Origin of the sequence: Trinickia dinghuensis, assembly GCF_003367175.1 — a bacterium.
GTDB classification, from domain to species: Bacteria; Pseudomonadota; Gammaproteobacteria; order Burkholderiales; family Burkholderiaceae; genus Trinickia; species Trinickia dinghuensis.
In genome coordinates, this window is sequence record NZ_QRGA01000008.1 from 336,887 (window position 1) to 358,437 (window position 21,551).

A 21,551-nucleotide genomic window follows, 5' to 3' on the forward strand; every position below is an offset into this window, starting at 1 on the left:
CAACGACACACGGCACTGCCCGCCACTCGCTTCGAAGCCCGGTCGTATCAGGCCGGCTTATCCTCCCCGTCGGCCCAGCGCAATACTTCGGCCACGCGGCCGTACAACGCGCTATCGATGTACTGATATTCACGCGCGCTTTCATAAAGCGTATCGGCGAGCGGCCCGTTCGCCGTCGTCGGAACGAGAAACTCCCCCGCCCATTCGAGAATGCGCCGCGCCGTCTCGCCCTCGCCGCGCGCGGCGACCCACGGCAGCTTGCCTTTGCCCATGTAGCAAAGCGCAACCGCGGCATTGGCCGAATACACGACGGCCGAAGCCATCTTCACGCGGTCTTGCAGCGGATTGAAGACCATCTCGTGCGCCATGCTGCGGCGACGCGAATTCAAATGCGGATCGCCTTCCATCTCGCGGAATTCTCGGCGCACTTCGTCCATCGACATCCGATGCTGCTTGGTGAATTCGTACTGCTGGTAGGCATAGTCGAGTGCCGCGAAAGCAACGAAGATCAACGCCGCCCAGCCCGCGAGCGTCAACAGCAGCCTGCCCGTGACGGCCAGGATCGCGTCCGGCCGCAAGTAGCCGGCCTCCAGCGGCGCACTGAGCGAGCCGCGCAGCAGCACCCACAGCGTCACGCATAAAATGAGCGTTTTCAAGGCCGTCTTGAGCAGCACGACGACGCTCCTCATCGAGAACATGCGCTGCAGGCCCGTGGCCGGATTGAGCCGCGTCAAACTCGGCGCGATGCGCGCGAACGCGACGAGCCCGCCCGCTTGCGCGAGCGAAGCGGCCAGGCCCGCCACGCCCGCCAGCGCCACGATGCCGATCCCGAGCGTCAGCCATCCGTGAATCGCGAGCACGAGCACGGTCGAGATCGACTGCGCGGGGTCCCGCGAGGACACCGCCGCGAAGATCGCATCGAACAATCCCCGCAGCGTATCGACCACGCGCGGCCCCTGCGAGCCGAGCGTCGCCAGCACGACGAGAAAGACGAGCGCGGTGCTAACTTCCGTGCTGAACACCACCTCGCCTTGCTTGCGCGCGTCGCGCAGCCGCTTTTCGGTTGGGGCTTGATCCTTTTCGCTCATGTCGGCAACGGTCGTTTCACGCCCTTTAAGCTCGAGCAGTTAAAGCATCGATTTCAACAATTCGAGCAGCGTGTTGTCGGGGCCCAAATACGCATGCAGCGACGCATAGACGAACGGCAAGAACAGCGCCATCATCAACACGGCTACCGCGCTCTTCACGGCCTGCGACATCAGAAACACGTTCAGTTGCGGCATGGCGCGGCTCACGAGCCCGAACCCGAGTTCGACGAGCACGAGCACCATCACCACAGGTGCCGCGAGCTTGACCGTCCACATCATGACGCTCGTCGCGCCGCGCGCGATGAAAGGCAGCAGCGCCACACCGAATTTCGGCGCGAACGAAGCGACCGGCCACAGCCGATACGACGCGAACAGCGCGGACAGCAACAGGTTCAGTCCGCCGCTCGTCACGAACAGCGTAATGGCCAGCAAATTCAGAAATCCCGCGCAGGGGCCGGTTTCATATTCAGCGATCGGATCGAAAAACGACTGGTTGCTCGCGCCCGTTTGAAAATCGATGAGCGAGCCGGCCGTCGCGATCGCCCACATCACCGCGCCGAACGTATAGGCCAGCAAGATGCCGATCAGCGCCTCCTTCGCCACGAGGCCGACCCACATGAGCGGCGCCAAGCCTTGCAGCGAAGTCAGATCCATCGACGGGCCGATGAACAGGATGATGACGGCCATGAACCCGTTGCGCACGAGCCCCGTCAGCACGGTGGAGCTGAACGCCGGCACGATCATCATGATCGGCAGCACGCGCGGCAGCACGATGACGGCCGGGCGCACCGCGCGAACCGCCGCATCCAGCGCCTCGCTCGAAATCACGGTCACCCCTCGTGCGCGCCGAGCGGCGCGATCGCCGTGCGCAGCGCCGCTTCTTCCGCGCGGGCTTCGTCGGCCGCCTCGGCACGCCGCGCCGCGGCGCGCTCGATGCGCTCGCCCGTCCGCTCAGCTTGATCGCGCTTGGCATCGGCCCGCCGCAGCGTCTCGCGCAACGCCTCTAAACGCTGCGCCTCCTCACGCATGCGCTCTTGCGCCGGCAGTGTCCGCTCGCGAGCCGCCTCGATGCGATCGTCGAAAAGCTGCCAGTCGATACCGGCCCCCACGAGTTCGCGAGCCGAGTTCGGTCCTTGCAGCATCCGCGAGGCGAGCGAACGCCCCGCCGCGGCCTTCGCTCCGAGCAAGCGCGCGACCTCGCCTTCGGCCCGCCGCAACGCTTCGCGCGCCGCTTCGAGCACGGCCTCCTGACGCCGCACTTGCGTCAACACGACGTCGCGCCGCATCTCACGCACCCGCGTGAGCTTCTCGATGATCTTGTCCATAGGCATCCTCGAAGGCGACGAGCTTCGCGAGCGTCTCGTCATAAGTCTCCAGCCGCGCGGGCGACTGGCAAGCGAAGTCGCGCAGCGCGGTGCGCGCGGCCAGCGCGGCATCGGCCAGCGCATCGCTGCCCGCGCGGTATTCGCCAATCTGCACGAGCAGCTCGATCTCCTGATACTTCGCCAGTAATTCGCGCGCACGAGTCGCGCGGCGCACGTGCGCTTCGTCGACCACGCGCGTCATCACGCGCGACGCGCTCGCCAGCACGTCGATCGCCGGGTGATGCCCCGCTTGAGCGAGCTTGCGCGACAAAACGATGTGTCCGTCGAGAATCGAACGCACTTCCTCGGCGATCGGATCGCTTTCGTCGTCGCCTTCGACGAGCACCGTATAGAACGCCGTGATCGATCCGCGCACGCCCTGCCCCGCGCGTTCGAGCAACTGCGGCAACACCGAGAACGTCGACGGCGGGAAGCTGCGCCGCGTCGGCGGCTCGCCCGACGCCAAACCGACTTCGCGCTGCGCGCGCGCGAAGCGAGTCAGCGAATCGACGAGCAGCAACACGCGCAGCCCTTTGTCGCGGAAATATTCGGCCACGGCCGTCGCCACGTAGGCCGACTTCACGCGCTCCATGGCCGGACGGTCCGATGTCGATACGACCAGGACGGTGCGCGCGAGCGCTTCCGGCGACAAGTTGTGCTCGATGAACTCGCGCACCTCGCGCCCGCGCTCGCCGATCAGGCCGACGACGGCGACGTCGCAGCCTGCACCGCGCGCGATCATGCCGAGCAGCGTGCTCTTGCCGACGCCCGCAGGGGCGAAGATGCCTACTCGCTGGCCGACCCCCGTCGTCAGAAAGGCATCGATCGCGCGCACGCCGGTGGGCAGCGGATCGTCGATGAGTGTGCGTTCGAGCGCCCCGACCGGCTCGGCGAATGCACTCACGCGCGTGCCTTTCGCGATCGGGCCGCGGCCGTCGAGCGGTTCGCCGAGACCGTTCAGCACGCGCCCGAGCAGCGCATCGCCAACGTCGAACGTATGCGCATGTCCCGTCGGCAACACTTCCGTGGCGCTCGACAAGCCGGCGAGCGAGCCGAGCGGCGTGAGCACGGCCGTCTGCCGCGAGAAGCCCACGACTTCGGCAAACATCGGCTCCAGCCCCGGCGTGTGCAGCTCGCACACTTCGCCGAGCCGCGCATGAATGCCCGAGGCGTGAATCAAGAGGCCGGCCGTCTGCGTGACGCGTCCGCGCATCCGCAACGGATTGACGCTTTCGAGCGCCTTGGCGAACCCGTCGCCGTTCGCATCGCCATGCAGCTCGGCGAACAGCGCATCGCGCCAGCTCGAATCCGATTCGCTCATCCTCCCCTCCGCATTCCGATGGCCGAGCGGATCGCGTCGATCTGCGTCGAGAGCCGCGCATCGATACTGCCGGCCGGCGTCTCGACGATGCAATCGCCGCTGCCGAGCGATGCGTCCGCGACCACGCGTACCGCTTGTGCGCGCAACGCGCTCTCGGCCGCGTGCGCCTCGTCGGTCATGGCATTCCGATGATCGGCCACGGTCTGTTTCATCGCATCGACGGCATCGGGTGCCACGCGCACGACGAGGAATGCCTCATCGCGAACGAACGCATCGATCCGTTTAAGCGCGAGTTCGAAAATGCGCTCTCGCTCGAACTCGCCGACGAGCTCCCGCAGGCCGCGCACCACCATGTCCGCCATCTTTGCCCGCGACAACGCCAGCGCGTGCGCCGTGTCGAGCGTCGCGGCAACGGCGCGCTCGGCCCCTTCCCGCTCGCCGCGCGCGAAGCCTTCGTCGTAGCCTTGGCGCCGCATTTCGTCCCGGCGCCGCTCGGCGTCGGCGACGATGCGTTCGGCCTCTTTCTTCGCGGTCAGAACGATCGAATTCGCGTCGAGCAGCGCCGAGTACTCGTGCTCCTTCAGCACACGGCGCTCCGACAGCATCTGCAAGTTTTCGCTCGTGATCAGAAAAGCCAGTCCCATGCTCGCAGTCTCTCGGGAATGAGGCACAAAAACAGCACCTCGGCGAACTCCGCGCGCTGCGCGTCGCCGAGGCAGTATGCCGGCTGCACGTCGGCGATGCGCGGCAGCTTCAACCGCGTACGGGCATAAACGGGCAATCCCGCCGGCGCGATGAAATCGAGCAGCAGGCGCGCGCCGCGGGCGCCGATCTTCTGCACGACGAGCTTCGGATAGCGCCGCATCGGCTCGAGCGTCTCGCTCACCGCGTCGAACGGCGGCGTCTCATTGCGCACGAACGCCATCGTTTCCGCGCCGAAGCCGAGCTGCAGCGCCTTTTCGACGCCGCGCGTCACCTCGCCGCTCACGAGCCACGATCTGTGCAGACACAATCCGCACAGATGCGCGAGCTGCTCGAAGACGTCGCTCGGCAACAACGCGACACGCTTGTCCCGCGAAGCGAAATCGTAGTCGGCCGGCACGCTGCCCGACTCGTCCTCGTGCAAGCCCACCGTGTCGAACAGCGCCCGCGCTAGCACGCGGCGGCCCCGCTCGCCGAAGCGCTCGATCTCGTTCCACGGCGCGGGCCAAATCCCGAGCGGCCAGCTGGGATCGACATACCGGTCCGGACGCAAATTGAACTCGGCGACGAGCCGCGCGAAGCGGCCGCGGTTGGCCTGCGCGCGCCACAATTCGTGTGCGTCGTCGCCGTCGTCGAGATCGTCTTGCATCCGGTCGTCCACCCCGCCGCCCCGGTCAACTTGGTCACTGCGGTCAACCCGCATGGGTCTGCTCTTGCGATAGATTCGCCGCGCCCGCGCCTCGCGCCGCCGGCTTGAATTGACCGCGCCGGAGCAGGAACACGCCGAGCGCCGCGATCGTCGACAGCACGAGCGCAAGGGCGACCAGCGACAACGCGCGTGCGAGCGGGCCCCCTTGAACCCCTTCGCTCTGCGCGGCCGCCTTCGGCGGCGCGGCCTGCAGGAACAGCGAGACGTTGTCGTACGTCAGCCCCTCGATGCTGTGCGCGACGAGGTCCTTGACCATCGGCGCCATCATCTTCAGATCGATACCGGGGCGATACTTGATGTAGACCGACGCCGAAGACGGCTTGATCTTGTCCGACAGCGGGTCGTTCTCGGGAATCACGACATGCACGTGCGCGACGATGACGCCGTTCACGTCGAGCAGCGTCCGATCGAGTTCCTGTTCCGCGCCGTAGATATAGCGGATGCGCTCCTCCGCCGGCGTCGAGACGAGCCCTTGCTTGCGAAAGAGTTCGCCGAGATTTTCGGTCGGCTGGCGCGGCAAGCCGACGGCCTTCAACGCATTCAACGCGGCCGGTATGGACGAGCCGTCGACGAGCAACTCCCAGCCGTGATCGGGCACTTCCGATTTCGACGCGCCGATGCCGGCATTCGCGAGCGCGTCGATCATCTCGTTGGCCGACGATTCCGTCAGGTCCATGTACAGTTCCTGCTGGCAACCGGCCAGCAGCAGGGCGCACGCGAGCGCAACGCATGCGCGCAGCAGCGTTTTCATAGTCATTCCCTTGCACGTCGCGCGGCGACAGTCGCGCGCGCCGTGCCGTAACCGGCTAGGCAGCGTCGTTCAACCGGCGCCGTTCATTCCGCGTTGTTCTTCAGCAGCGAATGCGTAACGCCGTTGGACGCGTCGGCCATGGCCATGCTGAACTGATACTGCTGCAGCGTCACCGACGTGCTCAGCGTGAAATCGGTCAAGCGCACCATCGTCATCATCGGATCGCTCGGGTCGATCAGCGCGGCCGGATGTTCCATCTGCGACATCGCTTCCTGGTAGCGCACATCGAGCGCGGCCGTTTCCTTGCGCATGTGCGTCACCACCGCATCGAGGCTGTGCGTCGCTTGCGCGCTATGCATATGGACGGTGCCGGTGGGCGCGGCCTGCGCCGCCTGCCCGCTCATCTGCGCGTCGAAAGCGCTCGCCTGCGCCGGGTCCGCTTCCTGCCGGGGCGCGGCCGGCATCGCCCGCTGGGCCGCTTGAGCCTCGCCTACGGCCGCATTCGCACCGCTCGCCCCTTGAGCAACCGACGATTGAACCGCCGTGACAGCTGGAACGGTCATGGGAACCTCACCTCATCGTGGATCGGCGGCGTGCGCCGAATAAGCCGAGCACCGGGCGCCGCTTGCGCGGCGCCCGGACCTAACCGCGAGACAAGCGCCGAACCGCCGGCTTCAGGAAACGTGCGCGCCGCGCTGCATGCTTTGGCACGCCGTATCCACGGTGCTGCTCTCCCCTTGACGAGCCGACATCTCGGTCTTGCACATGTCCTGCGTGTTGCTTAACTGCATGGACCACAGTTGGAAATCCTCTTCCTGCGTTTGCATGTTGTTCATTTGGGCTTCGATGTCGCCCGAATTCATGCTCGTCGATGACGTCGATGACACAGTCATTGCTGCTCTCCTTTGCGGTGAGATATCGTTGCCCCGGCGACGGGGACGCTCAAGTTCAACAAACGCGCGTTGCCGCGCTTGCTTGCTCATGCGAGACGCTTCGTCCCGCGTGAACCCGTCTGCGCGGCGCGGCATCGTGCGCATCGAAGCGACGACGACGCACCGCGAAAGCTAGCCCGGCGGCGGCGGAATGAACTCATGGACGGCCGCCGAGCTTACGTCCATGAAAAACCGGTCAGGCCCGCGCGCGAAAATCACGCGGTCGTTGCCGATTTGCCTGACCTCGAGCCCGCCCGGCAAACGCGATCCTTCGAAATAGCGGGCCCCGTCCGAGGTCTCGATGAAGCGCGTGCCGAGGCCGTCGCCGTAGACGCCGACGATGTCGGGCACGTCGCCGGCCGTCGGCGGCGCTTGCTTCGGCGCCGTCTGCGGCGCACCCGCATAGACCACCCGATCGACCACCTGCAATGCGGGACGCGCATCCTTCGCGAAGTTGGCGACACGCTGCTGCAGGGAGCGGCCGCCCGAGCCGCCGATCAGCAGCGTGCCGTGCCCGCCGTACGTCACCGTCAACGGCGTATCGCTGAAATACAGCCGGGCCGATCCGAGCAGCTCGTCGATCACGTAGACATCGCCGACCGTCGTCTGCGGAAACGTCTGGGCGATCCGTTGAACCCGGTCGCGATCCGACAACGCGTTGACGTAGCCCGATACCAGGAAGCCTGTGCTCGTCGGCTTCACGTTCAGTTCCGGATAGTCGTGCAATGCTTGCCGCACCTCTCGCATGCGTTCGGTCGCGCTTGCCTGAAACCAGAACGGATCAGTCGCGCCGATGGCCAGATAAGCGCCGCCCGCCAGCACGAGCACGCCCCACAGCACACCGAGACCGATCACGAAGCGGCGGCTCGCCATCCAAGCGGCCCACGGCGCCGCGGCCCATCGAGCCAGCCGGCCGCGGCTGGGCGACGGCGCATCGGGCGCGGCAACCGTACGCGGCTCGGCCGCCGGCACGATGCCGAGCTTGAGCGGGCCGATCTCGACGACGTCGCCGTGCCGCAGCGCCCGCCGTGTCGCGTCGAGCGCCGCGCCGTTCAGCGTCGCCTCGCCGCCGCCGACGTTCTGGATCGATACGGCGATCTGCCCGACCGAAAGCCGCAGTTGCCTCGGAGCGATGTCGCGATCGGGCACGATCACGTCGCACTGCGCGCCCGACCCCACCCAGTTCTCGCCGAGCTTGAGCGCCAACGTCCGGCCGAACAGCGGTCCGCTCAAGAACGACAGACTCCACGGCGCCTTCGTCGAAGACACCGGGGCCTGCCTGGGGGCGGACATCGCTTGGTCGCTCATTCAGTGCTCCAATGCGCCCGCCGGCGGTATCGACGAAACGATCTTCGAAGCACGCTTGCCCGAGTCGCCCGGTGGCACCGGCTCGGCCGAAGCCCCCGGGGCGGGCATTGAATTCGACGGCATGCCGTTAGACGGCGGCGTAGACGACGGCGGCATCGCAGGCACCGCGCTCGGCGGCACGACCAACGGCCCGGGCGCGGTGTTGGGCATCGGCTCGCTCGAATTGAACGGCTGTCCCGGCAGCGGCGGCTCGACGCCGAGCGGCGCGGCGTTCGGATCGAATGTGCTCGCGGTCTGCACCACGCGCGGCGTCAACAGATAGAACCGGTCCGTGCGCTCGCCGTTCTTCTTCGTGTACTTGAAGAGATTGCCGATCCACGGAATGTCGGAAATCCACGGAATGCCCGTCTTGTTCGTCGTCAGCGTGTCGTTGTTGAAGCCCGCGATCAGCAAGCTCTTGCCCTCGTCGATCATCGCCTTCGTCACGATGTTGCGCTCGATCACGGCCGGCACCGACGTCACCGTCAGCGTGCTGTTGAGCTCGCCGTCGTCGATATCGATCGACATCATCACGCTCGGCTTGCCGCCGTCGTTGACGATGCGCGGCGTGACCTTCACGCTCGTGCCCGTCGTGATTCCATATAGAGAGGAGTCCTGATAACCCGACACCTGCACGTAGAACTCGGTGAGGTTCTCGAGGATGGCCTCGTTGTTGTCGAGCGTTAGAATCATCGGCTTCGACAAGGTCTGCGCTTTGCCCTTTTGCTGCAGCATGTTGATCCGAGAGAGCAGGTAGTTGCGCATGGCGCCGCCGATCGACGCGGTAAGCGCCATGCCGACCGGTGTCGACGCCCCCGTCTGTCCCGCCTCCGTATTGCCGCTGAACGACAGCGGCGGGTTGCTGCCGTCGCCGAATTGGAAGTCGCCGTTCGGCGTATGCAGCCGCCAATCGACGCCGAACGAATCGAGCGCGCTCTCGTCGATGTCGATGATCGTCAGCCCCACCTCGATCAGGCGCGGCCGCGCATCGAGCGCCGAGATCAGCTGCGCGTATTCCGGCATATGCTCGGGCACGTCGCGCACGATGACCGAGTTCGTTCCCGCATCGGCCACGATCTGCGGCAGTGAAATCGGCTGCCCGGTCCGAACCGCCGCCTCCGATGCATCGCTGCTCGGCGTTTCCGTCGTGCCGGCCGCGCCGAGCGTCAACCGCGGCACATTGACCGTATCGCCCGACGTCAGCTTGACCTGCCGCGTCGCGCCGCCGAGCCTAGCGCCGTAGCCGGGCAGGCCGCCGTTGCCGTCGTTCTTGCCGAATAGCCGGCCGAGCGTCGTCGCCACACCGGGAATCGTCACTTCCTTGCCGGATCGGTTGATCTGGAAGTCGGTGGCGTACGCATAGCGCAGCGGGAACGCGCGAATCTCCGCGCGATCGAGCCCGCGGCTCGGATCGGTGATCGTCGAGATCGCCTGCCGCACGAGGTCGACATAGCGCTGCGGGCCCGACACATAGATCGTGTTTTCGCGATCGCTGATGATGAGCGGGTAGCGCTTGTCAGGAATCTGCATGGCCTCGAGCGTGCGCGACAGTTCCCCCGCGCTGCCCTTCGGGATCGGAAATACCTGCGTCTGGCCGTCTTCCGCGCGATCGATGTAGAGCAGCGATCCGTCGAAGTAATACGTGAGGCCGTACGTTGCGCACACGCTGCGCAGCGTCGCGATCGGCGAGCCCGAGAAATGTCCGCTGATCGTGCCGTCGACCTTCGAATCGATGACGGCCGTCACCCCTTGCGCCGATGCGAGTTCGCGGATGAAGTCGGTGACCTTCTTGCCGTCGGCGACGATCGTATAAGGGCGATCGCGCCACTGCAGTTCGGCCGCGTGCGCGATGCGTGGCATGCCGAGCGCACCGGCACACGACAAGGCGAGCGCGCCGAGCGCGAGCTGCGAAAAGAGCGAGACGTAGCGCAAGCGGGCAGCATAGGCGCGGCGCGCCCGAGCAGAAAGCATGTGGGGGCTCAAAACAACCTCGCGAGGGACTGCTGGCCGAAGAGCAGAACCGAGCGCCCGATCCAGCCGCCCGTCACAATGACCGCGACCATCACCGCGATCATGCGCGCGGCCAGGCCGATCGTTTGATCCTGCAACTGCGTCACGGCTTGCGCCAGCGCGACGACGAGCGCCACGCCCGCCGCGACGAGCACGATCGGCAACGACAGCATCAGCACGAGCAAAAGCGCCTGCCGCGTAATGTCCAATATCGTTTCGGTAGTCATCGAATGATCCCTTGCCTCATGTGATTCGTTATGTAGTTGTGTCGTTGTGTAGGTCGCCCGGCTAGGCGATCGCCGGGCTCGACACCCAGCCGATGGTGCGCAGCTCGACGTCCTCCTCGAGCTCTTGATAGGAAAGCACCGGCAAATCGGGCAGCACGGCCGCGAGCGTGGTGCGCACATAGCGGCGCACGTTGAGCGAGACGACGACGGCCGTGCGCACCGAGGTTGCGCGCTTGCGCGGCATGCCGCCGCTCGCGGTGCCCTGATGGCCGTCGAACAGCGCGCTCACTTGCCGGCAGACGTCGTCCTTGACCTCGCGCGCGAGCCCCAGCACGTTGCCCTGCTTCGTGCGCAGCACAGCCTGCTCGAAGCGCTCCTGCAAAACGGGCTCGAACAAAATGACGTCGAGCTTGCGGGCGTTGCCGACGTGGCGATCGGTAATCATGCGGCGCAGGTCGACCCGCACGAGTTCGACGAGCGCGATCGTGTCGTCGGGCTCGCGCGGCGCCCACGTGATCATGCTTTCGAAGATGATGCGCAGATTGCGGATCGGGATGTCCTCGAGCAGCAGGCGCCGCAGCACTTCGGTAATGCGCTGCAGCGGCACGAGGCGCATCAGTTCCGCCACGAGTTCGGCGTAATCGCGCCGCACGAGCCGGATCAGATGCTGCGCTTCCTGAATGCCGATCAGCGCGGCGGCATGCTTGCGCACTTCGCTCTCGACATGTCTTGCCACCACTTCCTCAGTCCGCAGGCCGACCAGCGACTCCGGCGTCACCGTTTCGACGGTGAAGACCGCCTTGATGCGCGGCGGCGGCGGTGCTTGCTTGACGCGAGGCTCCGCCGATTTCGCATCGAGCGGCAGCCAAACCGGCTGGGGAAACGGGCCGAACGGCTCGCCCGGCGTACGCTCGACGCCGTCCTCCAAGGGGGTGGTGCCGTCCCACAGCAGCCGGCCCAGCCGCACCTGCCCTTCCGACGCGAGCACGTCCTGGACGAACACTTGGTAGCGGCCCTCGGGCAACGCCGTGTCGAACGCCACGTGAACGCGCGGAAAGACGGGGCCGATGTCGGCTTCGACGTTCGACTTCGCCACGGCCAGCGCCGCCTGCAAGCGCACTAGATTCAGGTGCGGCGAGACCGTGCGCGCCAGCGTCACCGCGAGCGGCGACGTCACGCCCGAGGTATGCGGGCCGACCTGCGACTCTTGTTCGCCGGCGGCGATCGGCTCTGCCAGCGTGATGAGCTTGAGCGGCGGCATCGTCTTGCGCCGGCGCAGCAGCAACGCGCCGCCGCCGCCCGTCACGAGCGCGAGCAACCCGAACGACCATGCCGGAAAACCGGGTACGAAGGCGAAGGCGAGCAGCACGGCCGAGGCGATTAAAAGCGCGCGCGGGTGCGCGGTCACTTGTTTGCCGATCTGTTCGCCGAGCTGGCTGTCGTTGGCGTCGCGCGTCGCGACGCGCGTGGTGACGACGCCGGCCGCGATGGAAACGAGCAGCGAGGGAATCTGCGCCGACATGCCGTCGCCGACGGTCAGAATCGCGTAGCGATGCAGCGCATCGGACACGCTCATATCCTTCATGATCGTGCCGACGGCAATGCCCGCGAGAATATTGACGAATGCGACGACGGTGCCGGCGATCGCATCGCCTTTGACGAACTTCATCGCGCCGTCCATCGCGCCGTGCAGTTGCGATTCCTGCTCGAGCCGCTCACGGCGATGCTTCGCTTCCTCGGAGCTGATGATGCCCGCGCGCAAATCGGCGTCGATGCTCATCTGCTTGCCCGGCATCGCATCGAGAGAGAACCGTGCCCCCACCTCGGCAACGCGCTCGGAGCCCTTCGCGATCACGATGAACTGCACGATCGCGATGACCAGAAACACGACCCCGCCGACCACGAAATTGTTGCCGACGACGAGCCGCCCGAACGCATCGATGATGTGCCCCGCATTCGCGTGCAGCAAGATCAGCTTGCACGAGGCGATGTTCAGGGACAGACGCAGCAGCGTCGTGAACAGCAGCATCGCCGGAAACGAAGAGAAGCTCAGCGCCGACGGCAGATAGGTCGATACCGTCAGCAAGACGATGCTGATGGCAAGGTTCAGCGAGATGAGCGCGTCCATCGCCGCCGTCGGCAGCGGCAGCACGAACAGCGAAACGACGATCGCCATGAAGCCGGCCAACGCAAGGTCGTAGGGCCGTACCGGGCGGCGCGCCTCCTCGGCGCCGCTCGCCCCCGGCCACCAGTCCTTCATTTGCTTCCTGAGCGCCGCCACGGACATGAAATCCCTCGCTAAAGAAACGCCACCGCGGAAACGGGAATCCGCGACAAAAGTGTAAAAGCGCGGGGTGCATGCCTCAATCGTGAGATTCGTAGTAAATCGCGCCTCGACGGCCGCGCCGGCGCGAAACACTACTGAACAGTGCAGTTACGTAGGCCATGGACACGCGGCTATAGTCGAAAGCCATGAAACGGCGCTCGATCACATGAATCGCCGCTCACGAGTTGGAGGACTGCATGACGAACCCCGAGGCGCGCAAGCGCCTGCCGAAAGGCAGCAGCGAACGAGATGCACGGCACGCGATCGACTTCATCGAAGCGGCGGATTGCGGGCTCGTGGTCAGCAAGCATGCCGGACGCCACGGAGAAGCGAACGGCAGCGATCGTGTCTCCGAAATCGCGGCCGATCTTTCCGCGGCGCACTCCCCGCATGAACGCAAGCAACTGCTGCGGATCGCGCTGCGCACGATCGGCTTCGACTGGTTTTGCTATTGCCGCCTGACGCGGCTGGGCGAAATCGTGAACCGCGTGCGCTACTTCGATCTATGCTCGCCGCCCGGCTGGGCGCAGCGCTACGTCGATCAGCGCTATTTCGATATCGACCCGCGCATGGCATTTGCATGCCGACACGATTGGCCGCTCGTCTGGGACCACGAAACGCTGGCGGCCGAGCCGACGATCACAGCCGAATCGAACGCGCGCATGCAGCGCTTCATCGAAGACGCCGAAGGCTGCGGCACCCGCAGCGGGATTGCGTTCGGTCTTGTCGACCCAGGCAGCCTCGAGCACAGCGTGATCATCTTCAGTTCCGTGAATCCGACGAGCGGCTGGATCAACGACCGCGTGGTCGGCCAAGCCTATGCGCTCGGCCTCGGCGTGCACGCCTTCCTGGCCGGGCAAATGGCCTCGATGGCGCAAACACCAACGCTGTCCGATCTGCAGCGCCGCATCCTGAACTTCACCGCAAGCGGCCTCAGCGATCGCGAGATCGCGCAGCAGTTGAACATGTCGCGCAGCAACGTCGACTATCACATGCGGCAGATCCGCAAGAAGTACGGCGTCCTGAACCGCGTGCAGCTCGCGTATCTCGCGGGGCGGCTGTTCGTCGTCTGATTTCCATCCCATGTCCGCCACCTTGGCCAGTGCGCCGCCCAAGGCGAGCGCACCGCGCGCCGCCCCGCCCTCGCCCGCGGCGGCCGCCGGGCACCCGCTCGGCAATGCAGCCGGGCTGCCGCGTATCAGCACGCTGGCCGCGCATGCGCTGAATCGCGCCTATGCGTGGCCGACGCCGCTCGCGTTCGCGATCGCGCAAGGCCACTACGAATTGCGCTGGCAAGCCGACGCCGAAGTGCGCGCGCCGGGGCACATCTATACGTTTCGCTTCGGGCCGGCCGAGGGCCGCTTCGTGCTCGATTCGATTGGCGAGCATGCCCTGATCGGCGATGCGGCGAGCGACAGCGTGCCCGCCGAGATTCGTTCCGCGCTCGTTGCCGACGCACTCGCTCCGCTCATCGACGCACTCGAAGCGAGAACGAGACATCGGATCGAACTCGGCTATGTGCCGGCCGGTACGGCGCCGCGGGACGATCCGGCGCGCGACCCCGGCGCATTGCGCTTTTGCGTGACGCGGCCGGGCAGCGAATGGCGCTGCCATGGCGCGCTGTGCTTCACCGAGGAACGCTATCTGGGCCTGGCCTGCCCCGCCGAGCCGCCGCCCCCGAAGCTCGAGCCGAAGGACTTCGACACGCTGCCGATCGCGCTGCGCTTCCTGCTCGGCTCGACGATGCTCAGCGTCGCCGAACTGCATTCGATCGCGCGCGGCGACATCATCGGCATCGAACGCTGGCAGTCGTCCGGGCCGGCACTGCACTGCTTTGCGACGACGAGCGACGGACACGTGACCGTCTGGGCAAAGGCCGTCGGTTCGCGCATCGTCATCGACCGAATCGAGGAGAATCCCGTGACGCCATCACAACGGCCCGACGCGCCTGCCGCCGGCGCGCCGAACGCAGGCTCGGGCACCGCGGCAACGAGCGAGCCGTCCTTGACTCAGATCGACGCGCTCGAAGTGCGGGTCACGTTCGAACTCGACGAGCGCTCGATGCCGCTGGCCCAGCTGAAGGCGCTCAAAAGCGGCTATGTCATCGAACTCGAACAGCCGCTCAATCAGAGCACCGTTCATATTCGCGCGAACGGCGCCTTGGTGGGACAGGGGCATCTGATCGCCGTGGGCAACAAGCTCGGTGTGCGCGTATCGCGCTTTTCGGAGGGCGGCGATGAGTAACATGCCGAGTCCGGTCACGATGCTGTTTCTGATCGTCGCGCTCGGCACGATTCCGTTTGCCGCGCTGATGGTCACGAGCTATACGAAGCTCGTCGTCGTGCTGGGCCTTTTGCGCACTGCGCTCGGCGTCCAGCAAGTGCCGCCGAACATCGTGCTGAACGGCATCGCACTAATTCTGACGATCTACATCATGGCGCCGGTCGGCAGCGCCATCGTCGATACGATGCAGAGCAACCACGTCACGATCGACGGCTCGATGAGCATCGACGACGTCATGGCGATCGGGCAATCAATCACCCCGCCGCTGAAAAAATTCCTCTCGCAGCACACGGCGCCCGGGGAACGCGCCTTCTTCATGCGCTCGGCCACGGCGATCTGGCCGGCGGAGCGCGTGCAATCGCTGAAGTCCGACGACTTGATGGTGCTCGTGCCGAGCTTCATGCTCTCAGAGCTGACGCGCGCGTTCCAGATCGGCTTCGTGATCTACGTCGTCTTCGTCGTGACCGACCTCATCGTCGCCAACGTACTGCTCGCGCTCGGGATGCAGATGATCTCGCCCACCACGATCTCGATTCCGTTCAAGCTGTTGCTCTTCGTCATGCTCGACGGCTGGTCGGTGCTCGTGCACGGGCTCGTGCTGTCGTATCGCTGACGCATCGGGAGATGCCATGCGCCGAACGCTCGCCGCGGTCGTCGTCGCATTCCTGCTGTGCATGGGGCCCGGCACCGCGCGCGCCGGCGATTTTCTGGCGCTCGCGATGCGCTGCGCCCCGACCGTCGACGCGCACACGCTCGCGGCGCTGGTCAGCGTCGAATCGGACTACAACCCGTATGCGATCGGCGTCGTGGGCGGACGTCTCTTGCGGCAGCCGGTCTCGCTCGACGAGGCGCTCGCCACCGCCGCGAATCTCGCGCGGCTCGGCTACAACTTCAGCCTCGGGCTCGGGCAGGTGAACCGCTATAACCTCGCCCGCTTCGGCGAGACGATCACGTCGATCTTCGATCCGTGCGCGAACCTGCGCGTGGCCGCCTCGATACTGTCGGAGTGCTTCGCGCGCGCGGCGCGCACCGAAGCCGACGAACAAGTCGCGCTGCGCAAGGCCCTCTCCTGCTACTACAGCGGCAATTTTTCCACGGGGTTCACGGCCGGCTACGTCGAACGCGTCGTCTCGCACGCGCTCGACGATGGGCATCACGAGGTCGGGCCCATTCCGCTTGCGGCCGGCAGCACGCCGCCGCCTTCCGCGCCGATGCCGGCAAAGCGCAGGGCCAACGCTTCGGCGCCAGCCCACGGCACGCGCGTGTCGCGCTGCGCACCCGGCATCGTCGTGCTGTCCGATTGCGCGAACGCGAACGATGTTCGGCCGAACGAGGGCGGCGTCAAAATCCTGCAGTAAACACGACGTATCGCGTCGATTCCCACCGCTGCAAAACAGGATCTCCATCGAAGCGATTCGAAAGGACAAATTACCTGCCAAAGCCGCGCCAGTCGTACGTCTTACCGATGTTGACGACAGCGAATTGCAGGCATACCTCCTTTTCGTAGTCCTTCGCTGCAAGACCGCCCAAAACCCCAGCCGAACTACTGGTTCGACCAACTCCCGAACGCCGCTCGCGCTGGGATACTGTTGCCTCTCGCGGCACCGGGGATCCGCGCATTTCATGGATATGGAGCGAGAACGATGAGTCAGTACGGCCCCCTCGACGCAGATACCGATGCCTCGAACTTTCTGATTTACGGAGATGCCGACCTCGATAGCATGACCGATACACCGCTCGACGACGATGCCCCCGAAGGGCAGCGGCTGGCGGGCATCGCCCACGATCTAGCCAAGGTAGGGACGGCGCAAGCCCGGCACGCGCTGCTGCGCCCGGCGCTGCGAGCAGCGGGCTTCGAGTCGCTCTGCTACATGCGCGTCTCGCGCATCGGCGACACGATCAACCGGATCGTCTACTTCAACGCGTTTTCTCCGACCGGATGGGCGCAGCGCTATTTGCGCGAGCGCTTCCACGAAATCGACGCTCGCCTTGCCTACTCATGCCGGCACGAGTGGCCGATGCTGTGGGATCTGTCGTCGATCGCGTCCCACGAACCGCCCGCCGGCACGGCCCAAAGCGCGGCCGGGCCGACGAGCGCGACGGCGGCGCGGGCCGAGCGTTTCGCCACGGCCGCGCGCGATGCGGGCATGCTGTCGGGCGTCTCCTTCGGCCTCGGTACGCCCGATGCGCTCGACACGTGCGTCGTCATGTTCTCGAACTCGCAGCCGTCCAAGGCTCGGCTACCCGACATGTCGATCGGCCACGCCTACGCGCTGGCCGTGGGTCTGCACGAGTTCCTCGCGCTGCGGGAACCGCAGATTCACCGCCCAGCCCATATCGACGAACTGAGCGGCATTCAGCGTTCGATTCTCGAACTCGTCACGCTCGGCTTGAACGACAAGGACATCGCGGAGCGGCTCGGCACGTCGCATCACAACGTCGACTATTACCTGCGCCAACTGAAGAAGCTCTACCACGCGACCAATCGCGTGCAGCTCGCCTACATCGCGGGGCGCGTGCTCACGCAGTAATGCGTAGCGCCGATGCACGTCAACACACGCCAAGACATGCCGATATCTGGCGCTACGCGTTGCACCATCCCCAGCGCGCGGCCAGATACGCGAGCTGCGCGCGGTTTTCGACGTTGAACATTTTCTGGAGCATCTTCACGTGTTGCGTAACGCGGTGCAGCGAAGCCGCAACTTCCGCGGCGATCTCATGATCGGACAGTCCCTTGACGAGCCGTTCGAGCACTGCCGCCTGCTCGTCGGTCAGCACGATCCTGCGGGCCCGCCGCGCGCAGTCGTCGACATAAGGCTGCATCAGACGGCCGATGGTCAGGCTGGCCGCCAGCACGGTGCCCATCACGCGATCGTCGATCCAATGGGCGTCGCAGGCCTGGGACGTGAGAATCACGGCCACGCGCAAATCGGCACGCGGAGCCGGCAAGCCGAGAATCAGCCCGCAGTGCATTCCGTGTGCGCGCAATGTCGATAACAGGCTACGCACGCGCGGCTCGCTCACATTCGAGCGCGCCTCCAATTCATCGAGATTCCAAGTCACCGGAAGGCCGCTTTCGCGCAATACCGCCAGGCGCGGATCCGTTTCGTAAAGCCGGCTCTTCAAATAAGTGGTCGTAAACCCGACGTTTCCCATCTCGCGCATGGCATAGGCACGCAAGATGCGCCGCCCAATCGTTTCCAATGCCATGTAAGAGAACGTCGAAAAGCCCGCTTGCTGCAAGCGCTCTCGGCATTCGCGCAGTTCGCACTCGTGCCGATCGGGCGCCAAGGTCGGTTCGACCTGGTGCAAATAGGCAACGGCATCACCTTGCGAAAACCATACGAGCGCCGGAAATTCGTCATTGATTGTCATCAGCGAATAACCCCACCCACCGGTATCGTTTTTTTGCGTTTATTATTACGCGATGTTACGCGCACAAACATAGTGGGATCAAACTATGGGTCATACGACGTAACGTGAATCTCGATCGGAGGCTCATCGATGCACTACCCTGCATTGCGCAAGGACGACTCCGCACTTGCGCCGCTTTCGCATTCGTGCGGCTCCGAATCCGCCGTGGCCGGCCGCGGCCGGACGATCGAGGTCGTCTGGTGCAACGATCCGCGGCAGCTGAGCTTGGCCGCGCGGCACACGCCGCGCCTGGGCATCGCGACGGCGCTGGCGGCAGCGCAAAGCGCGTGCGAGCGCAGCCGCATGGTCAATAGCTTGCTGCACTTGATCGGATTTTCCACGTTCGCTTACTTCGCACTCGAATTCGGCCGCGAGCGTGTCGAACGGCTGTTCTTGCATGAGGCATTCATTCCCGGCACGTACCGAGGCGATTACGTGCGAGAGCGCTATCACGACGTCGATCCTCGCACCGTCGCGGCGCGCCAGGGGAGATTGCCTCTGGTGTGGGATCTACAGCAGCTCCATGCCCGGGCGCCTTGCTTGGAGCGCGGCGACGCTGCCCAAGAAGGCCTCGACGGGTTCATCAAGATGATGCGCGAGGACGGCATGCGCAGCGGCCTCATGTTCGCGATGCCGATACCGGGCACGCGGATGCACGCGTTCATGAGCTTTACGGGCCAGCGCCGCACGCACGATTGGATTACCTCGACGACGCTCGAACAGGCGCTCGCGATCGGCCTTTCGGTCCATACCGTCGCCGCTCAGCAATTGACCGCCGCGGCACGCGAGCGCACGACCGACGAGCTCACCGAGTTCGAGCGCGAGTTGCTGCTCGGCATCGCGGAAGGCGCATCGGACAAGGAGATCGGGCGCCGCCTCGATACGAGCGCCCATAACGTCGACTACCACCTGCGCAAGCTGCGCAAGCGCTTCGGCGTCGCGAACCGTACGGAGCTGACTTACCTCACGTCGAAGCTCGAGCTGATTTGAGGCGATTGACGCCGGATCGAGGCTGGCGCCGGACTCACTGGGTCGTCTCCGTTCCCGGACCGCCGTCTTCCGGCTCCCCGTCGCCCGCATCGCACTCGAGCGACACGGCTCGACGCGCACGCGCATCGACGCGTAGCTCGAAGATGTCGGGCCGCGTGTAGTGCCCAGCCGTATCCAAATCGAACTTGCCACGCACGATGTCGTCGAGATCGATCTCGGCCGTCAGAACGGCTTCACGATCGTAGACCGGACCGGCCAACACTTTTCCGAGCGGATCGACGATCACGCTGCCGCCTCGAATCAGCATGGTTTCGGGTGCGTTGCCCTGGATGCAATCGTAGTGATCGGGACAGTCCGCACGCGTCAAATATTGACACGCACTGAGCACGAAGCATCGCCCTTCGCAGGCGATGTGCCGAGCCGTGCTTTGCCAGGTGTCGCGATCGTCGACCGTCGGCGCGCACCAGATGCCGATGCCCTTGTCGTACATCGACATGCGCAGCGCCGGCATATAGTTCTCCCAGCAGATCGCCGCGCCGACCTTGCCGAACGGCGGCGCATCGATCACCGGTAGCGTGGAGCCGTCGCCCATCCCCCATATCAAGCGCTCGCTCGCGGTCGGCATCAGCTTGCGGCGCCGCGCGGCCAAGGTACCGTCCGGTCCGAAAAAGAGCGCCGTGCAATACAGCGTCGTGCCGTCGCGTTCGATGGCGCCCACCACCAGCCAAGCCTGCGCACGGCGTGCCATCTCGCCCATGCGCACGACCTCCGGGCCCGGTACGTCGATTGCAGACTGCCAGTACCGCAGAAAATCGTCTCTGCCCGCGGCGGAACGCGAGCCCACGCGCGCGCCGAAGTCGAGCCCCTTCGGATAACCGCCGATATAGGCCTCGGGAAATACGATGAGCCGTGCGCCCTGCTCGCTCGCCTCATCGACGCGTTGCTCCATGCGCTGCAACGTTGCCGGCGTATCGAATAGGCGGCTACCGGTTTGCACTACGGCCACGCGATGTGTTCTCACTTGCTGCTCCGATCGAAGATGTTGTGACGGGAGCAGTTTGCTATTCTCCCGCTTATCTATCAAACAAATTGTCTAGATGATGAAAATCAATGTGCTCGATATAAAACGGCTGGATTTGAACCTGGCCGTAGTATTCGTCGCGATATGGCAGGAGCGCAGCGTCACGAAGGCCGCCGCGCGTCTCGCGCTGAGCCAGGCAGCAACGAGCGCGGCATTGGCGCGATTGCGTGAAGCCTGTGGCGATCCGCTGTTCGTCCGCGTGCGCGGCGGCATGGCGCCCACGCCGCGCGCGCAGGCGATGGCCGATCGGCTCGAAGCCGGCATCGCCGATCTTTGGGAGGTATTGACGGCCCAGCAAGCATTCGACCCGTCGAGCGCATCGCGCCGCTTTTCGATCGGCATGTCGGACGACTTCGAAATCGCGCTCGGGCCTCACCTCACCACACTCGTGCAGCGTGCGGGCCCCCAGGTTTCGGTGATGTTTCGGCAAACGAATCGTCACACGGTCGAGCAGATGCTGAACGATCGCGAGATCGAACTCGCCGTCGTATCGGGCACGGTCAGACGCGCTTGGATCGCGCAGGAGCAGATCGGGCACAGCGGCTATGCGTGCGTAGTCGATGAGAAGGCCGTCCGTGCACCGCTACCGCTTTCGCTCGACGACTATCTCGACATCCCGCATCTGCTCGTGTCGTACTCGGGCAGAACCGGAATCGTCGATACGGCGCTGCGCGCGTTGAAGCGCGAACGCCATGTCTACGCGGCGCTCACGCATTTTTCGGCGGTGCCGGCCTTTCTCACGAATACGCGCGCCGTCGTTACACTGCCTTCGCACGCGGCCGCGGCACTTGCGCGAATATCGCGGTTGAGTGTTTGTGCCGCGCCGCTCGATCTGGGGAGCTATCCGGTGCAGTTGATATGGCGACGCGATAGCGAGGGCGAAAGCGCCATCGGGTGGATGAGGGAGCAAGTCAAGCAGGCGTTCGCGCTAGCGACACAAGAAACGACGGCAATCGAGCCGCGCGGCAGAGGGCGAAAGCGCCCGACCGGCTAAAGGATAGCGGGC

22 protein-coding genes are annotated in these 21,551 nt (G+C 65.4%); 7 read left to right on the top strand and 15 right to left on the bottom strand.

Annotation, left to right across the window (positions count from 1 at the left end; genetic code table 11):
• Positions 1-47: 47 nt before the first annotated feature.
• The 13 genes from DWV00_RS16195 to DWV00_RS16255 all read right to left on the bottom strand — a co-directional run bounded on the left by DWV00_RS16195 (position 48) and on the right by DWV00_RS16255 (position 12,627).
• The gene (locus tag DWV00_RS16195; protein WP_115534589.1) at positions 48-1,088 is read right to left on the bottom strand and encodes an EscU/YscU/HrcU family type III secretion system export apparatus switch protein; all 1,041 of its coding nucleotides are present in this window, start codon (positions 1,086-1,088) and stop codon (positions 48-50) included.
• A gap of 39 nt (positions 1,089-1,127) precedes the next feature.
• A complete protein-coding gene (sctT, locus tag DWV00_RS16200) occupies positions 1,128-1,916 on the bottom strand; it encodes a type III secretion system export apparatus subunit SctT (protein ID WP_245964904.1) in 789 nt (262 codons plus the stop codon).
• Positions 1,917-1,918: 2 nt separating this feature from the next.
• Positions 1,919-2,413: a hypothetical protein gene (locus DWV00_RS16205; RefSeq protein ID WP_115534590.1), complete on the bottom strand. Its 495-nt coding sequence runs from the start codon at positions 2,411-2,413 to the stop codon at positions 1,919-1,921.
• Complete coding sequence (locus tag DWV00_RS16210; protein ID WP_115534591.1) at positions 2,376-3,773, bottom strand: FliI/YscN family ATPase; 1,398 nt, start codon at positions 3,771-3,773, stop codon at positions 2,376-2,378. Before DWV00_RS16210 ends, DWV00_RS16205 begins: the two co-directional genes overlap by 38 nt.
• On the bottom strand, positions 3,770-4,417 hold the full coding sequence (gene sctL, locus DWV00_RS16215; protein ID WP_115534592.1) for a type III secretion system stator protein SctL: 648 nt from the start codon (positions 4,415-4,417) through the stop codon (positions 3,770-3,772). The genes DWV00_RS16210 and sctL overlap by 4 nt, the downstream gene beginning before the upstream one ends.
• On the bottom strand, positions 4,399-5,124 hold the full coding sequence (locus DWV00_RS16220; RefSeq protein ID WP_115534593.1) for a bcscK: 726 nt from the start codon (positions 5,122-5,124) through the stop codon (positions 4,399-4,401). The genes sctL and DWV00_RS16220 overlap by 19 nt, the downstream gene beginning before the upstream one ends.
• A 43-nt stretch (positions 5,125-5,167) precedes the next feature.
• Complete coding sequence (gene sctJ, locus DWV00_RS16225) at positions 5,168-5,941, bottom strand: type III secretion system inner membrane ring lipoprotein SctJ (protein WP_115534594.1); 774 nt, start codon at positions 5,939-5,941, stop codon at positions 5,168-5,170.
• Positions 5,942-6,018: 77 nt separating this feature from the next.
• The gene (locus DWV00_RS16230; RefSeq protein ID WP_115534595.1) at positions 6,019-6,498 is read right to left on the bottom strand and encodes a hypothetical protein; all 480 of its coding nucleotides are present in this window, start codon (positions 6,496-6,498) and stop codon (positions 6,019-6,021) included.
• Between the two features lie 111 nt (positions 6,499-6,609).
• Entirely contained in the window at positions 6,610-6,828 is a 219-nt protein-coding gene (locus DWV00_RS16235; RefSeq protein ID WP_147297912.1) for a hypothetical protein, read from the bottom strand.
• Between the two features lie 171 nt (positions 6,829-6,999).
• Positions 7,000-8,175 (bottom strand): FHA domain-containing protein, encoded by a 1,176-nt coding sequence (locus DWV00_RS16240; RefSeq protein WP_115534597.1) that lies wholly within the window; start codon positions 8,173-8,175, stop codon positions 7,000-7,002.
• The gene (gene sctC, locus DWV00_RS16245; protein WP_115534598.1) at positions 8,176-10,185 is read right to left on the bottom strand and encodes a type III secretion system outer membrane ring subunit SctC; all 2,010 of its coding nucleotides are present in this window, start codon (positions 10,183-10,185) and stop codon (positions 8,176-8,178) included. It lies immediately after the preceding gene.
• An 8-nt stretch (positions 10,186-10,193) separates the two neighbouring features.
• Positions 10,194-10,451, bottom strand: a complete 258-nt coding sequence (locus DWV00_RS16250; RefSeq protein WP_115534599.1) for an EscS/YscS/HrcS family type III secretion system export apparatus protein — start codon at positions 10,449-10,451, stop codon at positions 10,194-10,196.
• Between the two features lie 61 nt (positions 10,452-10,512).
• Entirely contained in the window at positions 10,513-12,627 is a 2,115-nt protein-coding gene (locus DWV00_RS16255) for an FHIPEP family type III secretion protein (protein ID WP_425452788.1), read from the bottom strand.
• A gap of 347 nt (positions 12,628-12,974) precedes the next feature.
• On the opposite strand from DWV00_RS16255, the gene DWV00_RS16260 reads away from it, so the two are divergent.
• From DWV00_RS16260 to DWV00_RS16280, 5 genes are all read left to right on the top strand, one after another.
• Entirely contained in the window at positions 12,975-13,850 is an 876-nt protein-coding gene (locus DWV00_RS16260; protein WP_115534601.1) for a helix-turn-helix transcriptional regulator, read from the top strand.
• 10 nt (positions 13,851-13,860) lie between these two features.
• A complete protein-coding gene (gene sctQ, locus DWV00_RS16265) occupies positions 13,861-15,021 on the top strand; it encodes a type III secretion system cytoplasmic ring protein SctQ (RefSeq protein ID WP_115534602.1) in 1,161 nt (386 codons plus the stop codon).
• Positions 15,014-15,673, top strand: a complete 660-nt coding sequence (gene sctR / locus DWV00_RS16270; RefSeq protein WP_115534603.1) for a type III secretion system export apparatus subunit SctR — start codon at positions 15,014-15,016, stop codon at positions 15,671-15,673. The genes sctQ and sctR overlap by 8 nt, the downstream gene beginning before the upstream one ends.
• 16 nt (positions 15,674-15,689) lie before the next feature.
• Complete coding sequence (locus DWV00_RS16275; protein WP_115534604.1) at positions 15,690-16,418, top strand: lytic transglycosylase domain-containing protein; 729 nt, start codon at positions 15,690-15,692, stop codon at positions 16,416-16,418.
• A gap of 285 nt (positions 16,419-16,703) precedes the next feature.
• On the top strand, positions 16,704-17,591 hold the full coding sequence (locus DWV00_RS16280) for a helix-turn-helix transcriptional regulator (RefSeq protein WP_115534605.1): 888 nt from the start codon (positions 16,704-16,706) through the stop codon (positions 17,589-17,591).
• Between the two features lie 52 nt (positions 17,592-17,643).
• On the opposite strand, the gene DWV00_RS16285 is transcribed toward DWV00_RS16280, so the two are convergent.
• A complete protein-coding gene (locus tag DWV00_RS16285; protein WP_115534606.1) occupies positions 17,644-18,435 on the bottom strand; it encodes a helix-turn-helix transcriptional regulator in 792 nt (263 codons plus the stop codon).
• A 129-nt stretch (positions 18,436-18,564) separates the two neighbouring features.
• On the opposite strand from DWV00_RS16285, the gene DWV00_RS16290 reads away from it, so the two are divergent.
• Positions 18,565-19,464, top strand: coding sequence for a helix-turn-helix transcriptional regulator (locus DWV00_RS16290; RefSeq protein WP_115534607.1), 900 nt, complete (start codon positions 18,565-18,567; stop codon positions 19,462-19,464).
• A gap of 34 nt (positions 19,465-19,498) precedes the next feature.
• On the opposite strand, the gene DWV00_RS16295 is transcribed toward DWV00_RS16290, so the two are convergent.
• Positions 19,499-20,485, bottom strand: a complete 987-nt coding sequence (locus DWV00_RS16295; protein ID WP_115534608.1) for a nitrilase-related carbon-nitrogen hydrolase — start codon at positions 20,483-20,485, stop codon at positions 19,499-19,501.
• Between the two features lie 76 nt (positions 20,486-20,561).
• Between DWV00_RS16295 and DWV00_RS16300 the strand changes: the two genes are divergently transcribed.
• Positions 20,562-21,539: a LysR family transcriptional regulator gene (locus tag DWV00_RS16300; protein WP_115534609.1), complete on the top strand. Its 978-nt coding sequence runs from the start codon at positions 20,562-20,564 to the stop codon at positions 21,537-21,539.
• Positions 21,540-21,551 lie beyond the last annotated feature (12 nt).